Here is a 25,933-nt window from a genome sequence, read left to right as displayed (position 1 = left end):
AATTTGTTGCACAGTTGCTCGGCAAGGTTGGGGACACGGGTTGGTGTACCTACGGAAGGCGGCGACATATGAAGATCGCTTCCATCGGAGAGCGGTCACGACTTCGAGCTCTGCCATTAGTGAAGTCATGCGCTTCGGTCGGCGCATGACCCGCAGCAGGGATGGACGCTCGCTTCAACGTCGGTGAAGTGCTCGTGTAATTGCATCGGTGAGGAAGAAAACACCTACGGGAAATTCCGGGCACGGACGGGTCCTTGTTGCGCGCTGCTCCGGTGTCTCGGAATTCGAGGAGGGTTAGACGATGAGTCCGAATTCGGCCACGCCTGCAGACCTAGATCCGGATCTGATTCCGCTTTCTAGGGCGCAATACGGAATGTGGCTCGTGAACAACCTGCCCGGCGGCCCGAACGTCAATATCGCGCACTACGTCGAGATCGAGGGGGCAATAGACTACGACGCGTTCACCAAGGCGGTGAACGACGCTGGCCACGAGACCGAGTCTCTTATTGTCCGGGTGGTCGAATCCGGCGGTCAGCCGTATCAATTCGTCGACCGCAGCATCGTCTACGACGAACCGTTGCTGGATCTCAGCGCCGAAGACGATCCGCACGCGGCGGCGATGGAATGGATGCGCCGTGACTACAACACCAAGGCCAACGATCTTGCCCGGGACCGGCTCACCGCGACGCGGCTTATCCGGCTCGGCGAAGACCGGTATCTGTGGTACGCGCGCGCCCATCACCTGGTTATCGATGGCTACGGCGCGTTCAAAACCCTGAACCGAGTGGCCGAGCATTACAACGCGCTGCTCGAGGGCAGGCCTCCGACCCGACTGGCGGCGGCGCGGCTGGCGGATATCAACGTGGTGGAGCGCGAATATCGCATCAGCCGCCGGTTCGACACCGATAAGGCGTACTGGCTCGACAAGGTCGCCGATCTGCCGCCGACGACGAGTCTGTCCGGACGCACCGCCAAGTGGAGCGAAGACGACCGCTTCGCCGGTCTGCCGCTGCCGTCGCGGTTGACCGCCATGCTCGACCGTTTCGCCGACGACCTGCACGCATCGTCCGCGCAAGTGGTGGTGGCCGCGTTCGCCGCGTTTATGGCCCGCATGACAGACACCGACGACGTCGTCTTGTCGCTGCCGGTGACCGGACGTGTGACGATGCCCTTGCGGAACGCCGCGGCGATGTTGGCGAACATGGTGCCCATCCGATTCGCCGTGGACGCGACGACCACCGTGGAAGGGCTGATTCGCGCATCGGTGTCCGAGCTCGTCCTGGCGATGCGGCACCAGCTCTACCGGTTCGAGGATCTGCGCCGCGATTCCAACGCGGTGGACGCGGCCGCGACCTCGTTCGGTCCGATCGTCAATATCTTGTTCTTCGATTCAGAGATTCGGCTCGGCTCGGCGACCGGCCGCTACCGCGCACTGACGTCCGGAGCCCTGGACGACCTGCAGCTCAATATGTACCGCTCCGGGGCCGACGCGCCGCTGCTCATCGAATTGCACGGCAACGCCAACCTGTACAGCCAGGACGAACTCGACGTGCACACCAGTCGATTCGTCGATTTCCTGCATCGCATGCTGGACTCGCCGGTCGACACCCGTCTGGTCGACATCCCGCTCGTCGAACCCGCCGAGGAGCGGCGCATCCTGGGCGAACTCGCCGGCCGCGACGGCGCGGTGACCGCTGCGACACTCGTCGATCTGCTGATGCGGCAGGCCGCGGCCAGCCCGTCCGCGGTCGCCGTCACGTCGGGTATGACCGCGCTCACCTACCGTGAGCTCGACGAGCGCTCGAACCGGTTCGCCCGCAAGCTCATCGCCCTCGGAGCTGGGCCGGAATCGCTGGTGGCCATCGCGATGCCACGCGATGCCGATCTGATCACCGTCGTTCTCGCGGTGCTGAAGTCGGGTGCCGGGTATCTGCCGCTGGACCTCGCGCACCCGCTCGATCGACTCGACTATGTGCTGAACGACGCCGATCCGATCGCTGTGGTGACGAACCGGAGCATGCGCGATCAGCTGCCCGGCGATGCCGGCCCCTTGGTGCTGTTCGACGACGACTCGGATGTGGAGACCGCTCGTCCGATCACCGATGCGGACCGCACCTGCCCGCTGCGCCTCGACAACGTCGCCTACGTCATCTACACCTCCGGATCGACGGGACAGCCGAAAGGCGTGCCGATCACTCATCGCGCGGTCGCCACCTACCTGACGAACGCGTGTACCGAAATCGGAGTCCGCGCCGGCGACGTCTGGACGTTGTTCCATTCGTTCGCGTTCGACTATTCGGTGTGGGAGATCTTCGGTGCGCTGGTTACCGGCGGCCGGGTGGTCGTGGTGGACAGCCCTGCCACGCGTTCGCCGGACGACGTCGTGCGCCTGGTGGCGCGCGAGAAGGTGAGCATCTTCAGCCAGACACCCTCGGCATTCCATCAATTTGCGACCGCGCGACAGCGATATGCGGAGGCCGGGGAGCCCGACGGTGAGGTTTCCTTGCGACTGGGCGTTCTCTCGGGCGAAGCTCTCGACCCGGCGGGTTTGTCGAACTGGTACGAGCACAATCCGAACCTGCCCGTGCTGGCCAACAGCTACGGCATCACCGAAACCACCATCTTCGTCACCTATCTCCGGTTGACACCCGACAGCGCCGTGCCGGGCGCACCGAGCACGATCGGCCCACCGCTGCCGGGCTTGCGCGTGTACATCCTGGACCAACGATTGCGCCCGGCGCCGCTGGGAGCCTGGGGCCAGATCTATGTCGCGGGAACGCAACTCGCTCGCGGCTACCTCGGCCGCCCTGGGTTGACCGCGGGACGCTTCGTCGCCGATCCGTTCGGCGAGCCGAGCGAGCGCCTCTATCGCAGCGGCGACGTCGCGCGCCGAAATAGCAAGGGCGAGTTGGAATATCGCGGACGCGCCGACCAGCAGGTGCAGCTGCGCGGGTTCCGGATCGAGTTGGACGAGATCCGCAGTGCGCTGCTGGGCCACAGCTCGGTCTCGACGGCGGTCGTCACCGTGCACCTGCCGGGCACGGAAGCGGCCCGGCTGGTCGCCTACGTCGTGTCCGTCGACGACGCGGTCTGCGAGCCCGAGGTGCTGCGCGCGCACGCCGGGTCGATGCTGCCGGAATATATGGTCCCGGCCCACATCGTCGTACTGCAGGCATTGCCGCTGACCGTCAACGACAAAGTCGACTATCGGGCGCTGCCCGAGCCGTCCTTCGGTTCGACCGCGGCGTACGTAGCACCGAGCACCGTCGTCGAGGAGGTTATCGTCGACGTCTTCGCCGAGGTCCTGCGCACTGCGAAGGTCGGCGTGCTGGACAACTTCTTCGACCTGGGTGGCCATTCGCTCACCGCCACCAGCGCTTCCGTGCGGATCGCCGAGCTGACCCGGTGCGAGGTAACGGTGCTCGACCTGTTCGGCAAGCCGACCGCCGCCCAACTCGCCGCCCATATCGAAGCCGGTCAGCAATCCAGCCGCCCCGCCCTGCGGGCGCAGCCACGCGTCGAGCCCATTCCGCTGGCGCCCGCGCAGAACCGGATCTGGCTGATCAATCAGCTCGACCCGGAGTCGGCGGCGTACAACATTCCGCTGGTGCTGCAGCTGACCGGACATCTCGACACCACGGCACTGCGCTCGGCGCTGACCGACGTGATCGAACGGCACGAATCCCTGCGAACCGTCTATCCCGCCGTGAATGGTCAAGGGACGCAGGTGATCCTGTCGTCCGAGCAAGTCGCCGCCGATCTCGATTCGACCCCGCAGGTCACCCGCGCCGACGATCTCGACAGCCGGATCCGCGAGCTGGTTTCGACCGGGACCGACGTGCGCCGAGGTCCGCCGATCCGGGTCGCGCTGCTCGCGTCCCCCGACCAGCGGCGGCACGTCTTGGTCGTCGTCCTGCACCACATCTGCTGCGACGGATCGTCGCTGCCACCACTCGCGGCCGATTTCGCAGCGGCCTACCGAGCGAGGTCGCAGGGACACAGCCCGGACTGGCGACCACTGGCCGTGCAGTACGCCGACTACAGCATCTGGCAGCGCAGTATGCTCGGCGACGAAGACGATCCGGACTCGCTTGCGGCACGTCAATTACGTTACTGGACAGTGCAGTTGGCGGGGATTACCCGGCCGCTGGAACTTCCCGTCGACCGCCGTCCGCTGGCTCGCCGGTCCATGCTCGCAGACATCGTCGACACCGGGCTCCCCGCCGAGACCTGCGCCGGGATCGAACGGGTAGCGCGCACGACGAACGTCACGACCTTCATGGTTGTTCATGCTGCGTTGGCCGTTCTGCTCGCTCGGCTGTCGGATTCGGTGGACATAACCATCGGGACCCCGGTCGCGGGCCGCGGCGCGCGCGCACTGGAACCGCTCATCGGCATGTTCGTCAACACGGTGCCGCTGCGCACCCAGGTGCGCGGCGGCGAATCGTTCACGGAGTTTCTGACGCGTGTCAAAGACATCGATGTCGAAGCTTTCGCCCACAGCGACCTGCCGTACGAACGCATCGTCGAAGCGGTCGATCCGATGCCGTCGGCGACGCACGATCCGCTGTGTCGGGTGTACCTCGCCTTCGACAACATGGACCGCCCGAGCCTGGAGCTGTCCGAGCTCACCGCCGAGATCTTGGATCCGGGACCGCAACCGGCGAAGGTCGACATCATTGTCACAGTCGCCGAGAACATCAGGGCGGCAAGCGATGTCGCACTACAGATCACCTACGCGACCGACCTGTTCGAGCGGGGCACGATCGAGGAATTCGCCGCGCGGCTGAATCGGATCCTCGAGTCGGTCGTGTCGAATCCGCAGCAGCGGGTGGGTGCTGTCGATGTGCTGTCGACGACCGAGCGAGCCGCGCTGGTGCCCGTGTCGGGGGGCCGTGGCGAGGCGCCACGGGTGCTGGCGGAGTTGCTGATGGTCCAGGAGCCGGATGCCGTTGCGATCGTATTTGGAGAACGCACGGTGTCGTACGGGGAGTTGGATGTCTGGTCGAATCAGCTCGCTAGGTTGCTGATCGAGTGGGAGACGGGCCCGGATGATCAGGTCGCGCTGGTGATGGCGCGGTCAGTGGAACTCGTGGTGGGGATGTGGGCGGTGGCGAAGGCGGGTGCGGCATTCGTCCCCGTGGATCCGCGGAATCCGGCCGAGCGAGTCGCGCTCATGGTCGCGGATGTTCGGGTGGCGTTGACGGTGAAAGCAGCCGAAGGCCTGCTTCCGCCCGCGGTCGAGCGGTTGATTCTCGACGATCCGGAAACCGAGGTCTGCATCGCGGCGCGATCCGCGGCCGCCGTGACAGAAGCGGATCAGATCCGCGCCTGCCGTGCCTCGAACACGGCGTACGTGGTCTATACCTCGGGGTCGACGGGAGAGCCGAAGGGCGTCACTGTGACGTACGAGGGCTTGGCGAATTTCGTGGCCGAACAACGTGAACGCTATCGGATCGACAGTTCCGCGCGGGTGTTGCAGGTGGCCGCTCCGGGCTTCGATGCGGTGGTCCTGGAGTTGCTGATGGCGCACCCGAACGGTGCGGCCCTGGTGGTGTCGCCGCCGGATGTCTTCGCGGCGGATCGGTTGGCGGAATTGATTCGCACGCAACGGGTTTCGCATGCATTCCTCACGCCGAGCGTGCTGGCGACGATGTCGCCCGCCGATGTGGATTCAATACAGGTATTGGTCGCGGGCGGGGAAGCGGTGTCGGCGGAAACGGCCGCGGTGTGGAGCCCCGGCCGTCAGTTGTTCAACGGGTACGGGCCGACCGAGACCACGATCATGGTCGCGATCAGTGATCCGCTGTTCTCCGGTGCCCGCGTCACGATCGGTGGCCCGATCCGCGGTGTCGAGGCCCTGGTATTGGACGCGAATCTGCAGCCGGTGCCGGTGGGGGTGACAGGACAGCTGTACATCTCCGGTATCCATCTCGCCCGCGGATACCTCGACCGACCCTCGGATACCGCGTCGGCGTTCGTGGCCTATCCGTTCGGTGCGGCGGGGACACGCATGTACCGCACCGGCGACCTGGCCCGCTGGACACTCGAGCGCACCCTCGAATACGTCGGGCGCACCGACTTCCAGGTGAAGATCCGCGGCCAGCGCGTCGAACTCGGCGAAATCGAAGCCGTACTCGCCGGGCACCCGGCGGTGGCGGCCGCAGTGACGGTCAGCGTTGCGACGGAGAGCGGACCGAGGCTTGCCGCCTATGTCACGCCAGCGACGGATGCCGTCGATGTCGCGGAGCTGACATCCTATGCCGCGCAACGCTTGCCGTTGCACATGGTTCCGGACGCGGTGACGGTGCTCGACGCGCTACCGCTGACATCGGTGGGCAAGATCGACCGTGCCGCGTTGCCGGCACCGGTGTTCGCCGCCGCGACCACCGAGTTCGTCGCGCCCCGCGACGCGGCCGAGCAGATCGTCGCCGATGTGTTCGGCGCAGTGCTGGGCATCGATCGCGTCGGCGTCCTCGACAACTTCTTCGATCTCGGTGGCAACTCGCTGTCGGCGACGCGAGCGGTCGCGCGGCTGAGCGCTGCGTTCGGTGTCGAAATTCCGCTACACATCGCATTCGACGCGCCGACCATCGCGGCATTCGCGGAGAATCTGCGGGCCATCGACGCACCCAGGCGGGAACCGCTGATACCGCAGGAACGCCCGGCACGGATCCCGCTATCGCCCGCCCAGGCCCGCATGTGGTTTCTCAATCAGTTCGACACGGGCTCGGCGCTGTACAACATCGCCCTGGTCGTGGACATGTCGGGCCCCCTCGACGTGGCCGCCATGCACGCGACGATCGCCGATGTGCTCGACCGGCACGAAGCTCTCCGGACCGTTTACCCGGACAGCGACAGCGGACTGCATCAGCTGATCGTGGCGGTGCAGGCGGCACTACCTCCGCTGGAGCCGGTTGAGGTGGCGGCGGCAGACGTCGAGGCGCACATCGCTGCGGCGGCCGCGGCCGGATTCGACGTCACCCGCGAGGTGCCGTTCCGAATCAACTTGTTGCGCAGTGCATCCGATCAACACACCCTGGTCCTCATCGTCCATCACATCAGCTTCGACGGATCCTCGCTCGCGCCGCTGGCCGCGGACCTGATGACCGCCTACAACGCCCGCATCCGGCACGAGGCGCCGCAGTGGTCGCCGTTGCCGGTGCAGTACGCGGATTACGCTCTGTGGCAACGGAAGTGGCTCGGCACCGAGGACGACCCGAACTGCCCGGCCGCCACCCAGATCGAGTATTGGCGGGCTTCTCTGGCCGATCTGCCCGAAGTGCTCGACCTGCCCACTGATCGTCCGCGCCCGGCGCGGCAATCGTTCCGCGGGGCGACCGTATCGGCGACACTGCCCGCCGACCTCGGTCGTGACCTGGTCGCGCTGGCCCGCCGCCGCGACGTGACGGTCTTCATGGTCCTGCACGCGGCGTATGCCACACTGCTGGCCCGGCTTTCGGGAACCGGTGACATCGCTGTCGGCACGCCCATCGCCGGTCGCGGCGAACCGGGACTCGAGCGCCTGGTCGGAATGTTCGTCAACACCCTGGTGCTGCGGACGCGCATCGAACCCGGCGCGTCCTTCCTGCAGATCCTGGAGCAGGTTCGCGCTACCGATCTGGCCGCCTTCGACCACGCCGACATCCCGTTCGAGCGCCTGGTCGAAGTGCTGAATCCGCCCCGCACGACGGCACACGCGCCGCTGACGCAGGTGGGTTTCTCGTTCCACAACATCGAGATTCCGACGGTGCGGTTCGAGGGACTGACGGTGTCTGCCCGGACCGTCGATCCGAGCGTGGCCAAATACGATCTGCATTTGAATCTCGTCGACACTGCGGAGCGCGAAGGTGAACCGGGTGGAATGGCAATCGAATTCAGTTACGCCACAGGCCTTTTCGATGAGGCGACGATAGTTTCGATGGTCGACCGATTCATGCTGCTGCTGCGTGCGATAGTCGCCGATCCTGACCGCGCGGTCGGCGACATCGAGCTGCTGACCACGCATGAGGCGCGCGAGCTGGCCGCGCGCGAAATCGGGGGTACGACACCGCCGTCGTCTGCGACGATCGCGGATCTGTTCGCCGCGCAGGTCGCGGCGACGCCGGACAACACGGCCGTGCTCGACTCCGAAGGCGGCGCGCGACTGAGCTACCGAGAGTTCGCGGCGCGCGTGAATTCGCTGGCGCATGCGTTGATCGGACGCGGAGTTGGCCCGGAAACCGTTGTGGCCGTGGCGATGCGTCGCTCCATCGACTTGCTTACCGCGCTGTATGCGATCCACGCGGCCGGTGGGGCCTACTTGCCCCTGGATCCGGATCACCCGCTCGATCGCGTGCGCGCCGTGCTCGCCGCCGCGCGGCCGCGGGCGGTGCTCACCCGCCCGTTCGACGAAGCGAATCTGCCCGACGACATCCCGGTATGGGCGTTCGCGGAAATCGACGCCGAGTACGGGGATGGGTCGCCGGTGACGGACGCCGATCGGCTCGAGCCACTGCATCCCGAGAACCTGGCGTATGTCATCTATACCTCCGGCTCGACCGGGGTACCGAAGGGTGTGGCTGTACCGCATGGCGCGGTGGTCAATCAACTCCGCTGGATGCGCGAGCACTACAAACTCGGCGACGACGTCATGCTGTTGCGGACTCCGGTGACCTTCGACCTGTCGGTCTGGGAGTTGTTCTGCCCCTTGTCATGTGGTGCGAAGTTGGTTGTCGCAGGGCACAACGGGAGCGGCGACCCGGATGCGGTGGCCCGGTTGATAGCCGAACATCACGTGACGACAGCGAATTTCGTGCCGTCTTTGCTCTCGGTGTTCAGTGAGACGGCCGACGGACACCAGTTCCCAGACCTGCGGCGCGTGCTTTGCATCGGCGAGGCGCTGCCGGCCGAAACCGTCCGCCGTTTCCGCGATCTCAGCGACGCGCGCATCGACAACCTGTACGGGCCGACGGAGGCCGCGGTCAGCGTCACCGCGCATCGCATCGATGGGATCGACGGCGCCGCGGTGCCGATCGGGGTTCCCGAGCCGAATGTCATCGTGCATGTGCTGGATTCGCGACTGCACCCCGTTCCGGTGGGGGTCACCGGTGAGTTGTATCTGGGTGGCATCCAGCTGGCCCGCGGGTACCACCGACGTTCCGATCTGACGTCGGCGACGTTCGTCGCCGACCCGCTCGACGGCGCGTACGGATCTCGCCTGTACCGCACCGGCGACCTTGTTCGCTGGGACAAGGGCGGCGTTCTGCGCTATGTCGGCCGCGCCGACGATCAGGTGAAGATTCGCGGGCTGCGGATCGAATTGGGCGACATCGAGGCAGCGCTGCTCGCGCACGAACAGGTGACCGCGGCCGTCGCACGGATGCATTCCGGCCGCGACGAGCAACGCTTGGTCGCCTATGTGGTCGCCCCAGAGACATTGGACACCAAGCAGATTCGTCGACTCCTGCTGGAGCGACTGCCGGCCTATATGGTGCCGTCCGCGATCGTCCGGATCGCCGCCGTCCCGCTCACGACGAACGGCAAGGTCGACTACCGGGCATTGCCTGCTCCGGATCCGAGCGACCATGCGGAATACCGGGCACCGCGAGGGCTCGTGGAGCAGGCCATCGCCGAGGTTTTCGCCGAGCTGCTCGGCCTTCCGACGGTCGGCGCGGACGACGACTTCTTCGACCTGGGCGGGAATTCGCTCGTCGCCACGCGCGCGCTGAGCCGGATCGGCGCCATGGTCGACGCGACCGTACCGGTGCGAATGATGTTCGAGGCGCCCACCGTGGCCGAGTTGGCCGAGCACATCGCACAGCTGCGGGGGGTGCCCGGTCTGCCCGCCCCGACGCCGAAACCGAGACCGGACCGGCTGCCGTTGTCGACGGCGCAGGCCCGGATGTGGTTCCTCAACCAGTTCGATCCGGCTTCGCCGGGATACATTGTGCCGCTGGCGTTTCGCCTCGACGGAGTGCTCGATGTCGATGCGCTCGCGGCGGCCGTCGGGGATGTCGTCGAGCGGCACGAGAGCTTGCGCACCGTGTACCCGGCGGTCGACGGCACGCCCACGCAGGTGGTGCTGGACGCGGCCGATGTCGTCGCGGGCTGGGACCTCAGCCCGCAGCGGATCGATGAGCGCATGCTGGCACGTCGGCTGGCCGCGTTCTCGAACACCGGATTCGATGTGTCGAAGGGCGTGCCGGTGCGGGTCGCGCTGTACCAGCTGCCGGACACGGCCTGGGTGGTCGCGGTGGCCGTGCATCACATCAGTTGCGATGGTTATTCGGTGGCGCCGCTGGCCGCCGATATCGTGACGGCCTATCGGGCGCGGGCCGGCGGAAACCTGCCGGACTGGGCGCCGCTCACCGTCCAATTCGCCGATTACGCCCTGTGGCAGCGCGAGGTGCTCGGCTCGCCGGACGACCCGGATTCGCCCGTGTCCCGCGATATCGCTTACTGGAGAACCCGACTCGCGGACATACCCGAACTGCTCGAGCTGCCTACCGATCGACCGCGCCCGGTGGAGCAGACCCACCGCGGCGCGGTGATCCACGTCGAGATTCCGGCGGAACTGCAGAGTCGGGTGGAGTCCCTGGCCCAGCGATCCCGGGCGACGACATTCATGGTGGTGCACACGGCACTCGCGGTGCTGCTATCACGACTGTCCGGCAGCGACGACATCGCTATCGGCGTGCCACACGCGGGTCGCGGCCACCGGGCGCTCGACAACCTCGTCGGGATGTTCGTCAACACCTTGGTCCTGCGCACCCGCGTCACGCTCGAGCAGACGTTCACCAGCCTGCTGGATGCGATGCGGCACAGCGACATCGAGGCCTTCGACCATGCCACCGTGCCGTTCGAGCAGCTGGTGGAAACGCTGAATCCGGCACGGTCGACTGCGCACACGCCGTTGTTCCAAGTCATGCTCGCCTACCAGAACATGGTGCGGGCGCGCGTGGAACTTCCGGGTCTCACCGTCGAGACCATCGACCCGGGCGACAGTGCCGCAATCTACGACCTGCTGCTCATGATGACGGAGGACCACGGGCCGGACAACGAGCCGACCGGCATGACGTTGCGCCTGACCTACGCCACCGACCTGTTCGACGCGAACTCCGCACAGTGTTTCGCCAACCGGTTCGTTCGCCTGCTCAACGGCGTCGCGACCGATGCCGATGCGCCGATCGGTGATCTCGATCTACTCGATGCCACCGAGCGGCAGTTGGTGCTCAAGCGTTGGAACGACACCGGCGACCCCGTATCAGTGGGCCGAACCCTGGTGGACGCCTTCGATGAACAGGTGGAATGCAGCCCGGATGCTGTGGCGATTCTGCTTCCGAACGGCGATGCGCTGACCTACCGGGATTTCGCCGCCCGCGTCAATCGGCTGGCCAGGTGGCTCATATCGCGTGATGCGAGGTCGGAAACCGTTGTGGCCGTGGCTATTGAGCGATCGATCGACCTCGTGACGGCGCTATATGCTGTGCTCGAGGCGGGCGCTGCGTTCCTGCCGATCGACCCGAATCAACCGAGCGAGCGAATCGCCGGCGTGCTGGGTGCGGCGCGACCGCTGATGGCGCTCACGACATCAGCGGACGGCGACGGACTGCCCGAGGGATTTACCTCCGTTCGAGTCGATCGGCTGGATCTGGCCGGGCTGTCCGGCGCCCCGATCACGGACATGGAACGGTGTGCGCCGCTGCGGCCGGACAACGTGGCCTATGTCCTGTTCACCTCCGGCTCCACCGGCGTTCCCAAGGGGGTGGCCCTGACCCATGCCGCGACCATGAGTCAGCTGGCGTGGGCACAGCAGCAGTGGCCGCACACCGCGGCCGACCCGGTGCTGTACAAGACTCCGATCACCTTCGACATCGCCATGTGGGAGTTGTTCTGGCCGTTGCAAATCGGTGCGCACATCGTGGTGGCCGAACCCGACGGGCACCGCGACCCGGCCTACCTCGCGGACTTCATCGCGAGCCGAAACGTCAGCACCGTACACTTCGTCCCGTCGATGCTCGATGTTCTCCTCGAAGCCGTCGGCGATATCGAATTGCCCTCGATCCGGCGGATATTCGTCGCTGGTGAGGCGCTTGCGCAGCACACCGTCGACGCCGCGGTGCGCGTGTTCACCGAGGCAGAGGTGGTCAACTGGTACGGCCCGGCCGAGGCGGAGGTGGTCACCGCCGCGCGCTGCCTGCCCGGTGCGACGACCCCTGCGACGGTCCCGATCGGCGCGCCTGTGTCCGGCATGCGGGTCTACGTGCTCGACAAGCGACTGCAACCGGCGCCGGTCGGTGTTGTCGGCGATCTGTATGTCTCGGGTGTCCAGTTGGCGCGCGGCTATCACGGCCGTGCCGACCTGACATGCACAGCCTTCGTCGCGCATCCGTTCGGCGCGCCGGGGGAGCGGCTGTATCGCACCGGTGACTTGGTGCGGTGGACGAGAACTGGAGAGCTGGACTTTCTGGGCCGCGGCGATTTCCAGGTGAAGGTCCGCGGTCAGCGGGTGGAGCCGGGGGACATCGAAGCGGCGGCGTGTGCGATACCGGAGGTTGTTCGTGCTGTTGTTGTCGCGACCTCGGAACGAATCGTCGCCTACGTGACGCTCACGCCAGGAGCGGTGACCGATGGTCGCGCGATTCGCGACCAGCTCGCTCGCACGCTGCCGTCGTATCTGGTTCCGGTCCGCGTCGAGGTGCTCGAGGAGATGCCGCTCACCCCGAACGGCAAGCTCGACCGAGCCGCGTTGCCGCAGCCGACGTTCGACGACGGCGAGAAATTCGTGCCTGCGCGCACCGAACACGAAGCGGCACTGGCCGATATCGTCGCCACAATCACCGGCAGCGACCGGGTGAGCGTGCGGGCGAACCTGTTCGAGATCGGCGTCGACTCGCTCTCGGCTGCCCGGATCGCCGCGCGCGCCGAGGCGGCGCTCGGTGTCCAGGTCGGTATCCGCGATATCTTCGAGGAGCCGACGATCGCCGGATTGGCGGCACGCTTGGCGCAGCGCACGCGGTCCTCGCTGATACCGCTCGCGCCGCGCCCGCGCCCGGCGACGATCCCGCTGGCGGCGGCGCAACGACGGTTGTGGTTCATCAACCAGTTCGATACTGCCTCGGCGGCCTACAACATCGGTTTCGCGGCCCGGTTGACCGGCGCGCTGGACGTCGACGCGTTGCGTGCGGGGTTCGAGGACGTGGTGGCCCGGCACGAGCCACTGCGGACGGTGTATCCCACGGTCGCCGGCGAACCGTGTCAGGTCGTGCGGGATGTGGCGGCAGTAGTCGATGGCCTGGCACTGGATGCGGAGCCGGTCGCCGAGGAGATCGTGCTGGGCGAGCGGATCCGGCAGACCGTCGAGACGGGCTTCGACGTCTCGGCAGCTGTGCCCGTGCGGGCGCAGCTGTATCGCACCGGCCCTGACGAGCACATTCTGGCGCTGGTCGTCCATCACATCGCCGCTGACGGCTCGTCGATGGCGCCGCTGGCTCGCGATGTGTTCGCCGCCTACCGTGCGCGAGTGAAAGATCAAGCGCCGCAATGGAAACCGCTGCAAGTCCAGTATGGCGACTATGCGCTGTGGCAGCGAGAGATGCTCGGCTCCGAGGACGATCCGTCGTCGGTGATCGCGCGGCAGATCGCCTACTGGACCGAGATTCTCGCCGACGCCCCGGAGCTGCTCGACCTGCCGACCGATCGACCTCGGCCTGCGACCATGTCGATGGTCGGTGGCAGTGTTCGCTTCGGCATACCGCAGCGGCTACACGACGAGGTCGTGCGGCTGGCCCGTCGAGAGGGCGTCACCGTATTCGTCGTGCTGCATTCCGCACTGGCAATCGTCTTGGCGCGCACCGCGCACACCGACGACGTGTCGGTCGGCACGCCCGTAGCGGGTCGTGGCATCTCGGCGCTGGACGATCTCGTCGGCATGTTCGTCAACACCGTGGTGCTGCGCACGCCGGTCCGCGACGACTGGTCGTTCCGGCACCTTGTCGCGGAGGTGCGCGGTGTCGACGTCGAGGCGCTCGTGCACGCGGATCTGCCCTATGAGCGACTGGTCGATCTGCTCGACCGGCCCCGGTCGACGGCGTATACGCCGCTCTATCAGGTGCTGTTCGGGTTGCAGAACACTTCGGCGGCCCGGTTCAAGCTGCCGAACGTCGATGTCGAACTGCTCGATCCCGGTATCGCCCAGGCCAAGACCGACCTCACGGTATTGCTGACCGAACGCCTCGACGGTGATCGACCTGCCGGGATTGATGGCGAAATCATCTATGCCACAGATGTTTTCGGCGAATCGACTGCGGAATCGCTGGCCGAGCGGTTTATCCGCGTCCTCGATGCAGTGGTCTGCGATCCGACGCGGCCGGTGGGCGACATCCCACTGATAGGCGCCGAGGAGGCCGAACGGCTGGTCCCGGCGCGCGGTAGTGACGCCCCCGCGTCCCGCCTGCTTCCCGATCTGCTAGCCTCGGCCGTGGCAACCGCCCCCTCGGCGATCGCCCTGATCGACGGCACCCGGACCCTCACATACATCGAACTCGAGCACCGCGCCAATCGCCTTGCGGCGCAGCTGCTTTCCTGGGGCGTAGGGCCGGGAATGTGCGCCGCGCTGGCAGTGCCACGATCGGCCGACTATCACGTCGCCATGTGGGCGATCACCAAGACCGGCGCCACCTTCGTGCCGGTGGACCTCCGCTATCCGCCGGAGCGGATCGCCTATCTGCTGCACGACTCAGGTGCCGAAGTCGGCATCACGGTCGCGGCCGCGCGCACATCCCTGCCGGAAGGCGTCCGCTGGCTGGTGCTCGACGACCCGCGCACGGCCGCCGACATCGCCGCACGTCCCGGCCACGCCATCTCGGACGCGAATCGCCCACGCGCACTGCAGATTCGTGACGCGGCATATGTGATCTACACATCGGGTTCGACCGGGACGCCAAAGGGCGTGGTGGTTACCCACGAGGGGCTGTCGGCCTTCGCGGCCGAGCAGCGCGAGCGCTATCGGGTGGACGGCACATCGCGCGTGCTGCAAGCCGCGGCACCCGCCTTCGACGCGGTCCTTCTCGAAGCGTTGATGGCGCACGCCGCCGGCGCGGCACTGGTGGTGGCGCCGCCGGATGTACTCGGCGGCGCAGACCTGGTCGCGCTGATCCGAGCGCATCAGGTGACGCATGCGTTTCTGACTCCGAGTGTGCTCGCGACGATGTCCCCTGCCGAGTTGGATTCGATGCAGATGGTGGCGGTCGGCGGCGAAAAGGTGGCGGAGGATCTGATTGCCGCCTGGGCGCCTGGGCGGCGAGTGCACCACATCTACGGTCCGACCGAGACGACGATCGTGATCACGGTCAGCGACCCTGTGCGCCCGGGCGAGGTGCTCACGATCGGCGGACCGATCCGCGGTGCGGAGGCGCTGGTGCTGGACACGCGGCTGCGGCCGGTACCGATCGGAGTAGCGGGCGAGCTGTACTTCTCAGGGGCCGCGCTGGCGCGCGGTTACCTGAATCGTCCTGCGATAACGGCAAGTTCGTTCATGGCGAATGCCTACGGTCCGCCGGGTTCACGGATGTATCGCACCGGTGACATCGTCCGCTGGACCACGCAGGGCACGCTGCAATATATCGGCCGCCTCGATTTCCAGATCAAGATTCGGGGCCAGCGTGTCGAGCTGGGCGAGATCGACGTCGCGCTGCTTACGCATCCGGCGGTCGTCACTGCGGTCACCGTGAGTCGTACGGGGCCAGGCGGGCAACCTGTGCTCGCCGCGTACATCACGGCCGAATCCGCAGCGGTCGCCGATCCGAGCGCGGTACTCGATCACGTGGCGGCCACCTTGCCAGCGCACATGGTGCCGGCGACGATCACGGTGCTCGACGACTTGCCGCTCACCTCGACGGGCAAGGTGGATCGAGAAGCGTTGCCGGAGCCCGTTTTCGAGACCACCGAGGACGGTGCCGCCGCGGCATCGACCGAACTGGAAAGCGCCATCGCCGCCGCCTTCGCGGATGTCCTTGGCGTCGCGCCGGTGGGCGCGACAACCTCCTTCTTCGCACTCGGCGGCGATTCCATCATGTCGATCCAGTTGGCCTCGCGACTGAAGTCCGCGGGTATCGGCGTGACGGCGCGAGACATTTTCGAGCGCAAGACAGTTCGCGGACTGGCATCGGTGGCGCAGTCCGCCGAGCGGGCGTCGCTCGCCGAGCTGCCCGGCGGTGGTGTGGGCGAGATTCCGTTCACACCGATCGTGTCCTGGTTCGTCGAGCGACTCGGGGCACCGGGTCGGTTCGCGCAGTCGATGTTGGTGCGCTTGCCGCGTGACGCGCGCGTCGACGACGTGGTCTCGACCGTGCGGTCGATCGTCGAACACCACGATGTGCTGCGCTCGCGGCTCGATGCCCACCGCTGGGAGGTTCTGCCACCGAGCGCTGCCGATACCGCCGGTTCGGTCTCCGTACGGACCTTCGGTGCCGGCGAAGCTCCGGGTAGCGCCGGTTTCACCGCAGTGGTGGAGGCAGCGTCGACCGCGGCGTTCGGCAGGCTCGACCCAGCGGCGGGCAGGATGGCGCACGTCGTGTGCCTGCTGCCCGAAACGGGCGTCGACGCGGAGGCTCGTGCCCTCGTCGTGATCCATCACCTGGCAGTCGATGCGGTGTCGTGGCGGATTCTGCTGCCCGACTTCATGACTGCGTGGCAGCAGATCACCGAGGGTCGGCCGGTCGAATTGGCATCGACGGGTACCTCTATGCGTCGGTGGTCGGATGCGTTGATCGCTGCCGCGGCAGCGCGCGCCGGCGAATTCGAGCTGTGGCATCGGATCTGTACGGCACCCGATCCGTTGCTCGGACGTGCGGATTTGGATCCCGCGCTTGACACCCAGTCGACCGTGCGTCAGGTGACCGTGTCGCTCCCAGCCGAAGTGACCTCAGCGTTGCTCGACGGGGTGCCCGAAGCTGTGCGCGGCAGTGTCGACGATGCGCTGCTGGCCGCTCTCGCCGTGGCCCTGACTCGCTGGCGGCGGCGTCGCGGCATTGCATATGCGGGTATGAATGTCCTGCTGGAGGGGCACGGTCGCGAGGAGCAGATCGCCGAGGGCGCGGACGTCTCCCGAACCGTTGGCTGGTTCACCACTCGATATCCGGCGGCGCTCGACCTGAGTGGTGTCGATACCAGTGATGTGCGCGCGGCGGTGAAATCCGTCAAAGACCAGCTGCGCGACATCCCGGACAAAGGAATCGGTTACGGCCTGCTGCGCTATCTGAATACCGAGACGGCGGAGCGACTCGCGGTACTGCCGGAGCCGCAGATCAGTGTCAACAATCTCGGGCGAACCGGCGTCGATCTCACGGCATTGTCGGATCTACCGTGGGTTCCGACCGACGAACCTTTCGACCGACGGGCCGCATTCGATCCGGATATGCCGGCGGCGGCGGTCCTCACGATCGACGTGAACATTGTCGACGCGGCGGCCGGACCTGAGTTGTCTGCGTATGTCGGCTACGCCTCGCGGTTGCTCGACCGAGACGACGTGGCCGACCTCGTCGAAGAATGGGTCGATGCCCTGACCTCCATCGCGGCCGTCGCGAACCAGGACTGGGGACTGACGCGGGCAGACGTTCCGCTTGTCGAGGTCACCCAGCGCGATCTGGGGGAGTTCGCCGACCGGTACGGACGATTGGGCGACGTGTGGCCGTTGGCGCCACTGCAGGCGGGGCTGTTGTTCCACGCCGAGGTCGCCGCGGGCCACCTCGACGTCTACATCGCGCAATCAGTGCTCACGCTGTCGGGCGCGGTCGACGTGTACCGGCTCGAGCGCGCCGCGCGGGCCCTGCTCGCACGTCATCGCAACCTGCGGGCCGCCTTCACTCGAACCGCGGAAGGCATTCCGGTACAAGTGATTCCGGCCGATACCGCCATCCCGTGGCGCAGCATCACGCTGTCCGACAGCACACCGGACCTGGGCGAGGTGATCGACGCCGAGCGCGCGGCCGGGTTCGATCCGGCTGATCCGCCGCTGCTGCGGTTCGTGATCGTTACGGTGGGACCGCAAGACTTCCGGCTGATACTGACCGCCCATCACCTTCTGATCGACGGCTGGTCGCTGCCGCTGCTGTGGCGTGAACTGATCGGCTTGTACGCGGTGGACGCACAGCCGCAACTGTTGCCCGATGCGGTGCCCTACCGCGATTACCTGGAATGGTTGGACCGGCGCGACCGCACCAGAAGCGTCGAGGTGTGGCGCGACGCGCTGCGCGGTGTCGCCGAGCCCACGCTGGTCGCCGATCCGCACACCGATACGACCGCGACCATCCCGATCGATCGGCCGGTCGTTCTCGATCGCGACGCGACGGCCGAGTTGGTGGAATTCGCCCGGACACACGCGGTGACGATGGCGACGATCGTCCAGTTCGCCTGGGCAATGGTATTGAGCAACCTGCTCGGCGCCGACCGCGTGGTGTTCGGCAGCACGGTGTCCGGCCGTCCGGCCGACGTGTCCGGGGTCGAGTCGATGATCGGTCTGTTCATCAATACGATTCCGGTCGTCGTCGAGGTGCGCCCGGACCGGACCATCGAGGACGCGCTGACTCGATTGCAGGCCGACAACGCCCGTCTGCTCGACCACCACTACCTCGAACTACCGCAGATCTTGGCGGCCGTGGACGCCTCGTCCCTGTTCGACACTCTGGTCGTGTTCGAGTCCTACCCGATCGACAGCAGCGGATTGGGCGACGCCGACATCGATGGCATGCGGGTGGTCGCGGCGGAAGGTCGTGATGCCGCGCACTACCCGATCACCGTGCAGGCGCACCACACCGACCGACTGCACGTCCGCCTGCGCTACCAGCAGGACCGCATCGACGACGAGACGGCATCCGGCCTCGCCGCCCGGCTCGACATCGTGCTGCGCGCGATCACGACTGATCCGCACGCGCGGCTCGATTCGGTCGATCTGCTGTCCACTGCCGATCGGCGTGAATTTGCGCCCGCCACCGGTGGCAGTGCCGCGTCACCGCAGCTGCTCGCGAAGTTGCTTGCCGCCGGCGTAGACGTGAATCCCACTGCGGCGGCGCTGCTTTCGTGTCAGCGCGTGACGTCCTACGCCGAGTTGGATGCGCGGTCGAACCAGCTGGCGCGGCAGTTGATCGAGTACGGTGTCGGCCCGGGCGACCAAGTCGCGCTGGCGATGGCGCGGTCGGCGGAGTTCGTGCTCGGCCTGTGGGCGACGGCCAAGACGGGTGCGGCGTTCGTGCCGATCGATCTGCGCAATCCGGCCGAGCGCGTGGCACACATGATCGCGGACTCCGGTGTGCGGGTCGCGCTCACCGTCGAGGCATCGCGGGATCTGCTTCTCGACGCGGTGTGCCCGCTGGTCCTCGATGATCCGGACACCGAGACCGCTATCGCGTCGAAGTCCGCGGCCGCCGTCACCGACGCCGATCGCCTACGGACGCCACAGCTCCGGGATGCGGCGTACGTGATCTACACCTCGGGGTCGACCGGAATCCCGAAGGGCGTCGTGGTCACCCACGAGGGGCTGGCGAATTTCTCCGCGGTAGTGCGTGACCGCTTCGGCGTGGACGCCGGTTCGCACGTGCTGCAGGCGGCCGGTCCCGGTTTCGATGTGATGGTCCTCGAAGTGCTGTTGGCCCATACGAACGGCGCACTGCTGGTGGTGCCGTCACCGGATGCGTTCGCCGGCGACGAGCTGGCGGAATTGATTCGGGCACAACGGGTGTCGCATGCGTTCATCACCCCGAGCGTGCTGGCCACCATGTCACCGGCCGGTATGGATTCGTTGCGAGTGCTGATCGCCGGCGGCGAGGCGGTGACACCGGAACTGGTCTCGGTGTGGGCACCGGGCAGGCGACTGCTGAACGGGTACGGACCGACCGAGGCCACGATTCTGGCCGGGATCAGCGGTTCGTTGCACCCGGGCGATGTGGTGACGATCGGCGGACCGATCCGCGGCGTCGAGGCCGTCGTGCTGGATCCGTGGTTGCGGCCGGTGCCGGTCGGGGTGGTGGGGGAGTTGTACCTCGCGGGAATCCAGCTGGCGCGCGGATATGTGAAACGGCCTGCGGCCACCGCGGGTGCCTTCGTGGCGAATCCCTTCGGCGCGGCAGGCGCGCGCATGTACCGCACCGGCGATCTGGCCCGCTGGACCTCGGACCACGCCGTGGAGTACCGCGGCCGCCGCGATTTCCAGGTCAAGATCCGCGGTCAACGCATCGAACTCGGCGAGATCGAGGCCGTGCTGTCCGAGCATCCCGGGGTCGACCAGGCGGTGGTCGTGTTGCGCACAGACGAGCGCGGCATCGACCAGCTCGTCGGCTATCTGGTCGGCGATGGACGCATCGATCCGAGCGACGTCAAGTCTGCTGCCCGACGTCAACTGCCCGCGCACATGGTGCCCGACGTGCTGATGCCGCTCGCCGAGCTCCCGCTGACCGCGACCGGCAAGCTGGATCGGGCCGCACTACCAACGCCGGAATTCCCGGCCGAGCGGGAATGGGTCGCCCCGAGTACCGACGTCGAACAGCGCATCACGGACGTTTTCGGCGACGTTTTCGGTGTCAGCGGAGTGGGCGCAGCGGACAGCTTCTTCGAACTCGGCGGCAATTCGCTGTCGGCTACGCGCGTGGCCGCGCGATTGCGTACGACACTCGGCGTGAGCGTCGGTATTCGGGACCTGTTCGACGCACCGACAGTCGCCGAACTGGCGGCGCATCTCACTACCGCCGACCGGAACGTCGCGGTGCGGCCGGCACCGCGCACCCGCCCAGCTCTGGTACCGCTGTCCCCAGCGCAGCAGCGGATGTGGTTCCTCAATCAATTCGACACCTCGGTCGGCGGGTACAACATTCCGCTGGTGATCCGGCTGCGGGGCGAGCTCGATATCGATGCGCTGCGGCACGCGTGCGAGCTGGTCATCGACCGGCACGAGTCGCTGCGAACCAAGTTCCCGATGATCAACGGGACGCCCTGTCAGGTCATGGTCGGCGTCGACGAGGTCGCACCGGCTCTGACGCCGATCCGGGTCGACGAACAACATGTGCTGGAGCAGGCGGCGACAGTGGTCTCCGCAGGCTTCGATGTGACCCAAGCACCTCCGGTGCGAGCCGAATTGTTCGCCCTCGGCGACCGTGATCACGTGCTGGTGATCTGCGTGCATCACATCTGCGCCGACGGACAGTCGATGATGCCGCTCGCGCGGGACGTGGCGATGGCCTACGAGGCGAGTAGGCAAGGGACGCAAACGAACTGGCCGCCCCTTCCCATCCAGTACGCCGACTACGCGCTGTGGCAGCGTGAGGTGCTCGGCGACGAACACGATCCGGACTCGCTCGTCTCCCGGCAGCTGCGATTCTGGATCGACAGCCTCACCGGGCTGCCCGAACTGCTCGAGCTGCCGACCGACCTGCCCCGGCCGCCGGTCGCGTCCATGCGCGGCCGAGCGGTCGATTTCGAGCTGTCCGCCGAGTTGCACCGACGCATTGATGCCCTCGCCCGCGAGGCCAACGCGACGGTGTTCATGGTCCTGCACGCCGCCTTGACCGTGCTGCTGTCCAGGTTGGCCGACGTCGACGATGTCGCGATCGGCACCCCGGTGGCCGGCCGCGGCGACCGCGAACTCGACGATCTGATCGGGATGTTCGTCAACACGTTGGTGTTGCGGTCGCGGGTGTCGTCGCGGCAGCCGTTCGCCGACCTGCTCGCTGCCACCCGCGAGACGGATCTGGCCGCGTTCGCCCATGCCGATGTGCCTTTCGAGGAGGTCGTGGAGGCGCTGAATCCGCGGCGGTCGACCGCGCACATGCCGCTCTATCAGGTGTCGCTCGACGTCCAGGATCTCAGCGCGGCCATGTTGGAGCTGGCGGGGCTCACCGTCGAACCGATCGAGAACGGCTTCGACCAGGCCCCCGCGGATCTGAACGTCAAGCTCGTCGAACGGTTCGATGCAGGGGGCCGTCCGGACGGCATGGTCGGTCGACTGACGTTCGCCACCGATCTGTACGTCGAGCAGACGATGACTCGGTTCGCGCACGCGTATACCCGGATCCTGGAGCAGGGGGTCATGAATCCAGCTGTCGCCGTGGGCGATATCGACATCGTGGATCCAGACCAGCGGCGCGAGCTGCTGGCCGCTGCCGGAGTCGACGGCGTCGCGGTCGCGGATGTGACCCTGGCCGAGCTGTTCACCTCCCGTGTCTCGGCGCAGCCGGATGCGGTCGCGGTGACCGATGGTGTGTCGCAGCTGACCTATGCGGAGCTGGATCGGCGCGCCACCCAGCTTGCCGTTCGGCTCACCGAACGTGGCGTGGGGCCGGAAACCCTGGTGGCAGTAGCGTTGTCGCGTTCGGTCGACCTGGTCGTCGGCCTGCTCGCGGTTGCACGCGCTGGTGCCGGATATCTGCCGCTGGATATGGCGAACCCGCCGCAGCGATTGCGCTTCATCCTGGACGACGCGCGTCCGGCCGCGGTATTGACCTCTGCGGAAATGGCAACGGATGTACCGGGATACCCGGCACCGATGCTACTGATTGAAGAATCCCGGGCCGCGGTCCCGAACTGTCCGGTGCTCTCGGCCGCGCGGCCGGACAACCTCGCCTACGTGATCTACACCTCCGGGTCGACCGGCACCCCGAAGGGAGTGGCCGTCAGCCATCGCGAAGCCGTCACATTGTTAACCCACGCCGCCGAACGATTCGACTTCCACCCTGACGACGTGTGGACGATGTTCCATTCGTACGCTTTCGATTTCGCGGTGTGGGAAATGTGGGGCGCCCTGCTGACCGGAGGCAGGCTGGTCGTCGTCGACCACAACACCTCCCGGTCGCCAGAGGCGTTGGTGGAACTGGTGGCGCGCGAGCGCGTCACGGTGTTGAGCCAAACCCCTTCGGCCTTCTACGGATTCGACGACGCGGAGCGTCGCTATCGCGGATCCGATTGCTGCTACGGCGATCTCGTGATCCGGTATGTCGTCTTCGGCGGCGAGGCATTGGATGCGGCGCGGCTGACCGGCTGGTTCGACGCGCATGAGCCCGGATCGCCGCAATTGGTCAACATGTACGGGATCACCGAGACGACCGTGCATGTGACATTCGCCGAGGTCGATGACCCGAGCGCAGCCAGGATCGGATCGCCGCTGCCGGGGCTGCGGGTGTATGTGCTCGACGACCGGCTGCAGCCGGTACCGATCGGGGTCCGCGGCGAGATCTATATCGCCGGAGGGCAACTCGCGCGCGGTTACCTGCGAGCTCCGGCGTTGACGGCGAGCCGCTTCGTGGCGAACCCGTTCGATCCGAACGGCTGCCGAATGTATCGGACGGGCGATGTCGGCCGCTGGTGCCAGACCAGCAGCGGGCTGGAGTTGACCTACGCCGGCCGGGGCGACGCACAAGTTCAGTTGCGCGGGTACCGGATCGAGCTGGGCGAGGTGGAATCGGCGCTGCTACGGCATCCGTCGGTTTCGCGGGCCGCTGCGGCGGTGCACCGCCACGAGCACGACGTCGATCAGCTGATCGGTTACGTCGTCGGCACCGACGGGCAGCGAATCGATCCGCGCCCGGTCCGGGCGGCCGCCGCTGAGGTGCTGGCGAACTACATGGTGCCCTCGGTCGTCATGGTCCTGCCCGAGCTGCCGTTGACCATCAACGGAAAGCTGGATCGAAAAGCATTGCCCGCTCCCGATTTCGACGGAGCGGTATATCGGTTCGTCGCACCGCGGACTCATACCGAGAAAGTGATCAGCGAGGTGTACGCACAGGTCTTGGGAACCCCGCGGGTCGGGGTGACCGACCAATTCTTCGACCTGGGGGGCAACTCACTGCTGGCCACCATGGCGCTAATGGAGTTGCGGACTCGTGGTGTGACGATCGAATTGCCCTGGATGTTCGAGGATGCGACTCCGGAAGCGTTGGCGCGCAGGGCCGACGACTCGGAAGGTAACTCCGGCCTGAAGGTGCTGCTGGCGCTGCGGGCGAGCGGATCGGAGCCGGCGGTCTTCGCCGTCCACCCGGCGGGCGGTCTGGCGTGGTTCTACGGTCGCCTCATCGAACATCTGCATCCGGATAGGCCGTTGCACGGGTTGCAGGATCCGCACGTCGTGTCCGGCGAACCACGTGCGGAGTCCGTCGACGAACTGGCCGCACGCTATGTGGCCGAGATTCGCCGAGTGCAGCCTACGGGGCCGTATCACCTGCTCGGCTGGTCGTTGGGCGGGCAGATCGCGCACGCTATGGCGGTACAGCTGCAGCGTGCCGGTGATCGGGTCGGCATCGTGGCCCTGCTGGACAGCACAGCAGGTGCACCAGCGCAACCGGCCACATCCCTCGTAAACCAGCCCGCACCGGGACAGCTGATGGCCGATCTACTCGGCGGCTGGCGGGAGCTGTTCGAACTCGGCGACGAGGTGCAGGCAACCACCCATGAGCAAGCGTGGAACGTCATCCGGGACCAGGTAATCGCAACCGGACTGTTCACCGCCGAACAGACGGATCGGGTGATGGAGAGCTTCCGAACCGCGAGCGATATCTCCGCCGGTTATCGGCCGAATGTCTTCTACGGCGACCTGGTCTTCTTCACCGCCGGAAAAGACCACGCGGACCACGACGCTCTCGCGCATACGTGGCGGCCCTATGTCAGCGGCGACATTCACAACGTCGTCGTCGACGGCCGCCATCTCGAGTTGAGCCATCCACATGCACTGGCCATCATCGGCCCTGTCCTCGAAAGGTTCATGGAACAATGCTGACCCCTTTGCAGCAACTGCATCTCGACGACGGCAGAACGGTGACCTGCACGAGCCAGGCCGAGGCCCGGATGCTCTGGGAGGAGACGACCGCGACGCACGGGTTCTACCGCCGTGCCGCCGCGTGCCTTCTCCCTGGAGACGTTGCCCTCGATATCGGCGCCAACATCGGACTCTCCTCGATGATGTTCGCCGACACCTGCCCTGGAATTCAGGTCATCGCGGTCGAGCCCGTACCGATGACCTTTGGTTGCCTGGACCGCAATATTGCAGCGCACGTACCGGACGGGATACCCCTCCAGATCGCGGTCGGCGCCACGCCGGGCACGCGGCCGTTCACCTGGTATCCGCACGCAACGGCGAACTCCGGTTTCTATGCCGACCGCGAGGCAGACGACGAAGCCACCAAGATCTATCTGCGCAACAGCGGCTTGGACGACAAGGCCATCGCGCTCATCACCACCGGCCTGCACGACGGCGTACCACTGGAGGTCGGGGTCACCACTGTTTCGGCGATACTGGACGAACACTGCCGCTACAGCGAGATCGGGTTGCTCAAAGTCGATGTCGAGCGTGCCGAATTGGATGTCCTGCATGGCATCACCGAAGCGGACTGGCGTCGTATCCACGCCGTCGTCGCCGAAGTCCATGATCGTGACGGCCGCCTGCGAGAAGTCTGCGAGCTGTTCAGTCGGCAGGGCATGTCCGCGCAGACTCAGCAGGACCCGCGTTTGATCGGGACCGAAATACACGAGGTATTTGCCGCCAGGCCCCGCGCCGCCTGACTAACGGTAGCCGGACTGGTGCGGTCGCATATTCCTGTCGCCAGTTCGACGGGATGAACCCGATGATGATTGGCAAAGGTGCGGCGGCAGGCCGAACGCTGACGACAGCCGAGTCCCTCCACCGCTTATAGCCAACATACGGATCAGCGTCGTCGAATCGCGCTGAGCGCCGAGCAAGTGTGGGGACCGGTTGGGACCGCACGTGGTGCGCGACAACGGAAATCGCGAGACCCAGGAGAGTGCGGCGGCAGAGTTTCCGCCCCAACGCTGTTCCGTGGCTTCCGATCGTCTGCGCACAGGACTGAGTTTCGTGAGTCAACCCTATTCAGCGATCGGCTGTCTTTCGGGCTGGTGCTGGGTGGGGTTGTGGGAGCTTGCGCGCGCCGGTAGGCCCAGGTGACGCATAGCCGGGGCG

General features: G+C 66.6%; 2 protein-coding genes. Both read left to right on the top strand.

Annotated elements, in window-relative coordinates; genetic code table 11:
- Window positions 1-301: 301 nt before the first annotated feature.
- Window positions 302-24,736 (top strand): non-ribosomal peptide synthetase, encoded by a 24,435-nt coding sequence (locus tag ACLMAJ_RS34530; protein WP_412018091.1) that lies wholly within the window; start codon window positions 302-304, stop codon window positions 24,734-24,736.
- Window positions 24,730-25,518, top strand: a complete 789-nt coding sequence (locus tag ACLMAJ_RS34525) for an FkbM family methyltransferase (RefSeq protein WP_412018090.1) — start codon at window positions 24,730-24,732, stop codon at window positions 25,516-25,518. Before ACLMAJ_RS34530 ends, ACLMAJ_RS34525 begins: the two co-directional genes overlap by 7 nt.
- Window positions 25,519-25,933: the final 415 nt, after the last annotated feature.

Origin of the sequence: Nocardia arseniciresistens (assembly GCF_046764875.1) — a bacterium.
GTDB lineage: Bacteria > Actinomycetota > Actinomycetes > Mycobacteriales > Mycobacteriaceae > Nocardia > Nocardia arseniciresistens.
This window is presented reverse-complemented; position numbering and strand designations above follow the sequence as displayed.

Bases quoted from the DNA above. Each gene is read 5' to 3' on its own strand.
- ACLMAJ_RS34525 (WP_412018090.1), top strand. From the start codon at position 24,730: ATGCTGACCCCTTTGCAGCAACTGCATCTCGACGACGGCAGAACGGTG.
- ACLMAJ_RS34530 (WP_412018091.1), top strand. From the start codon at position 302: ATGAGTCCGAATTCGGCCACGCCTGCAGACCTAGATCCGGATCTGATT.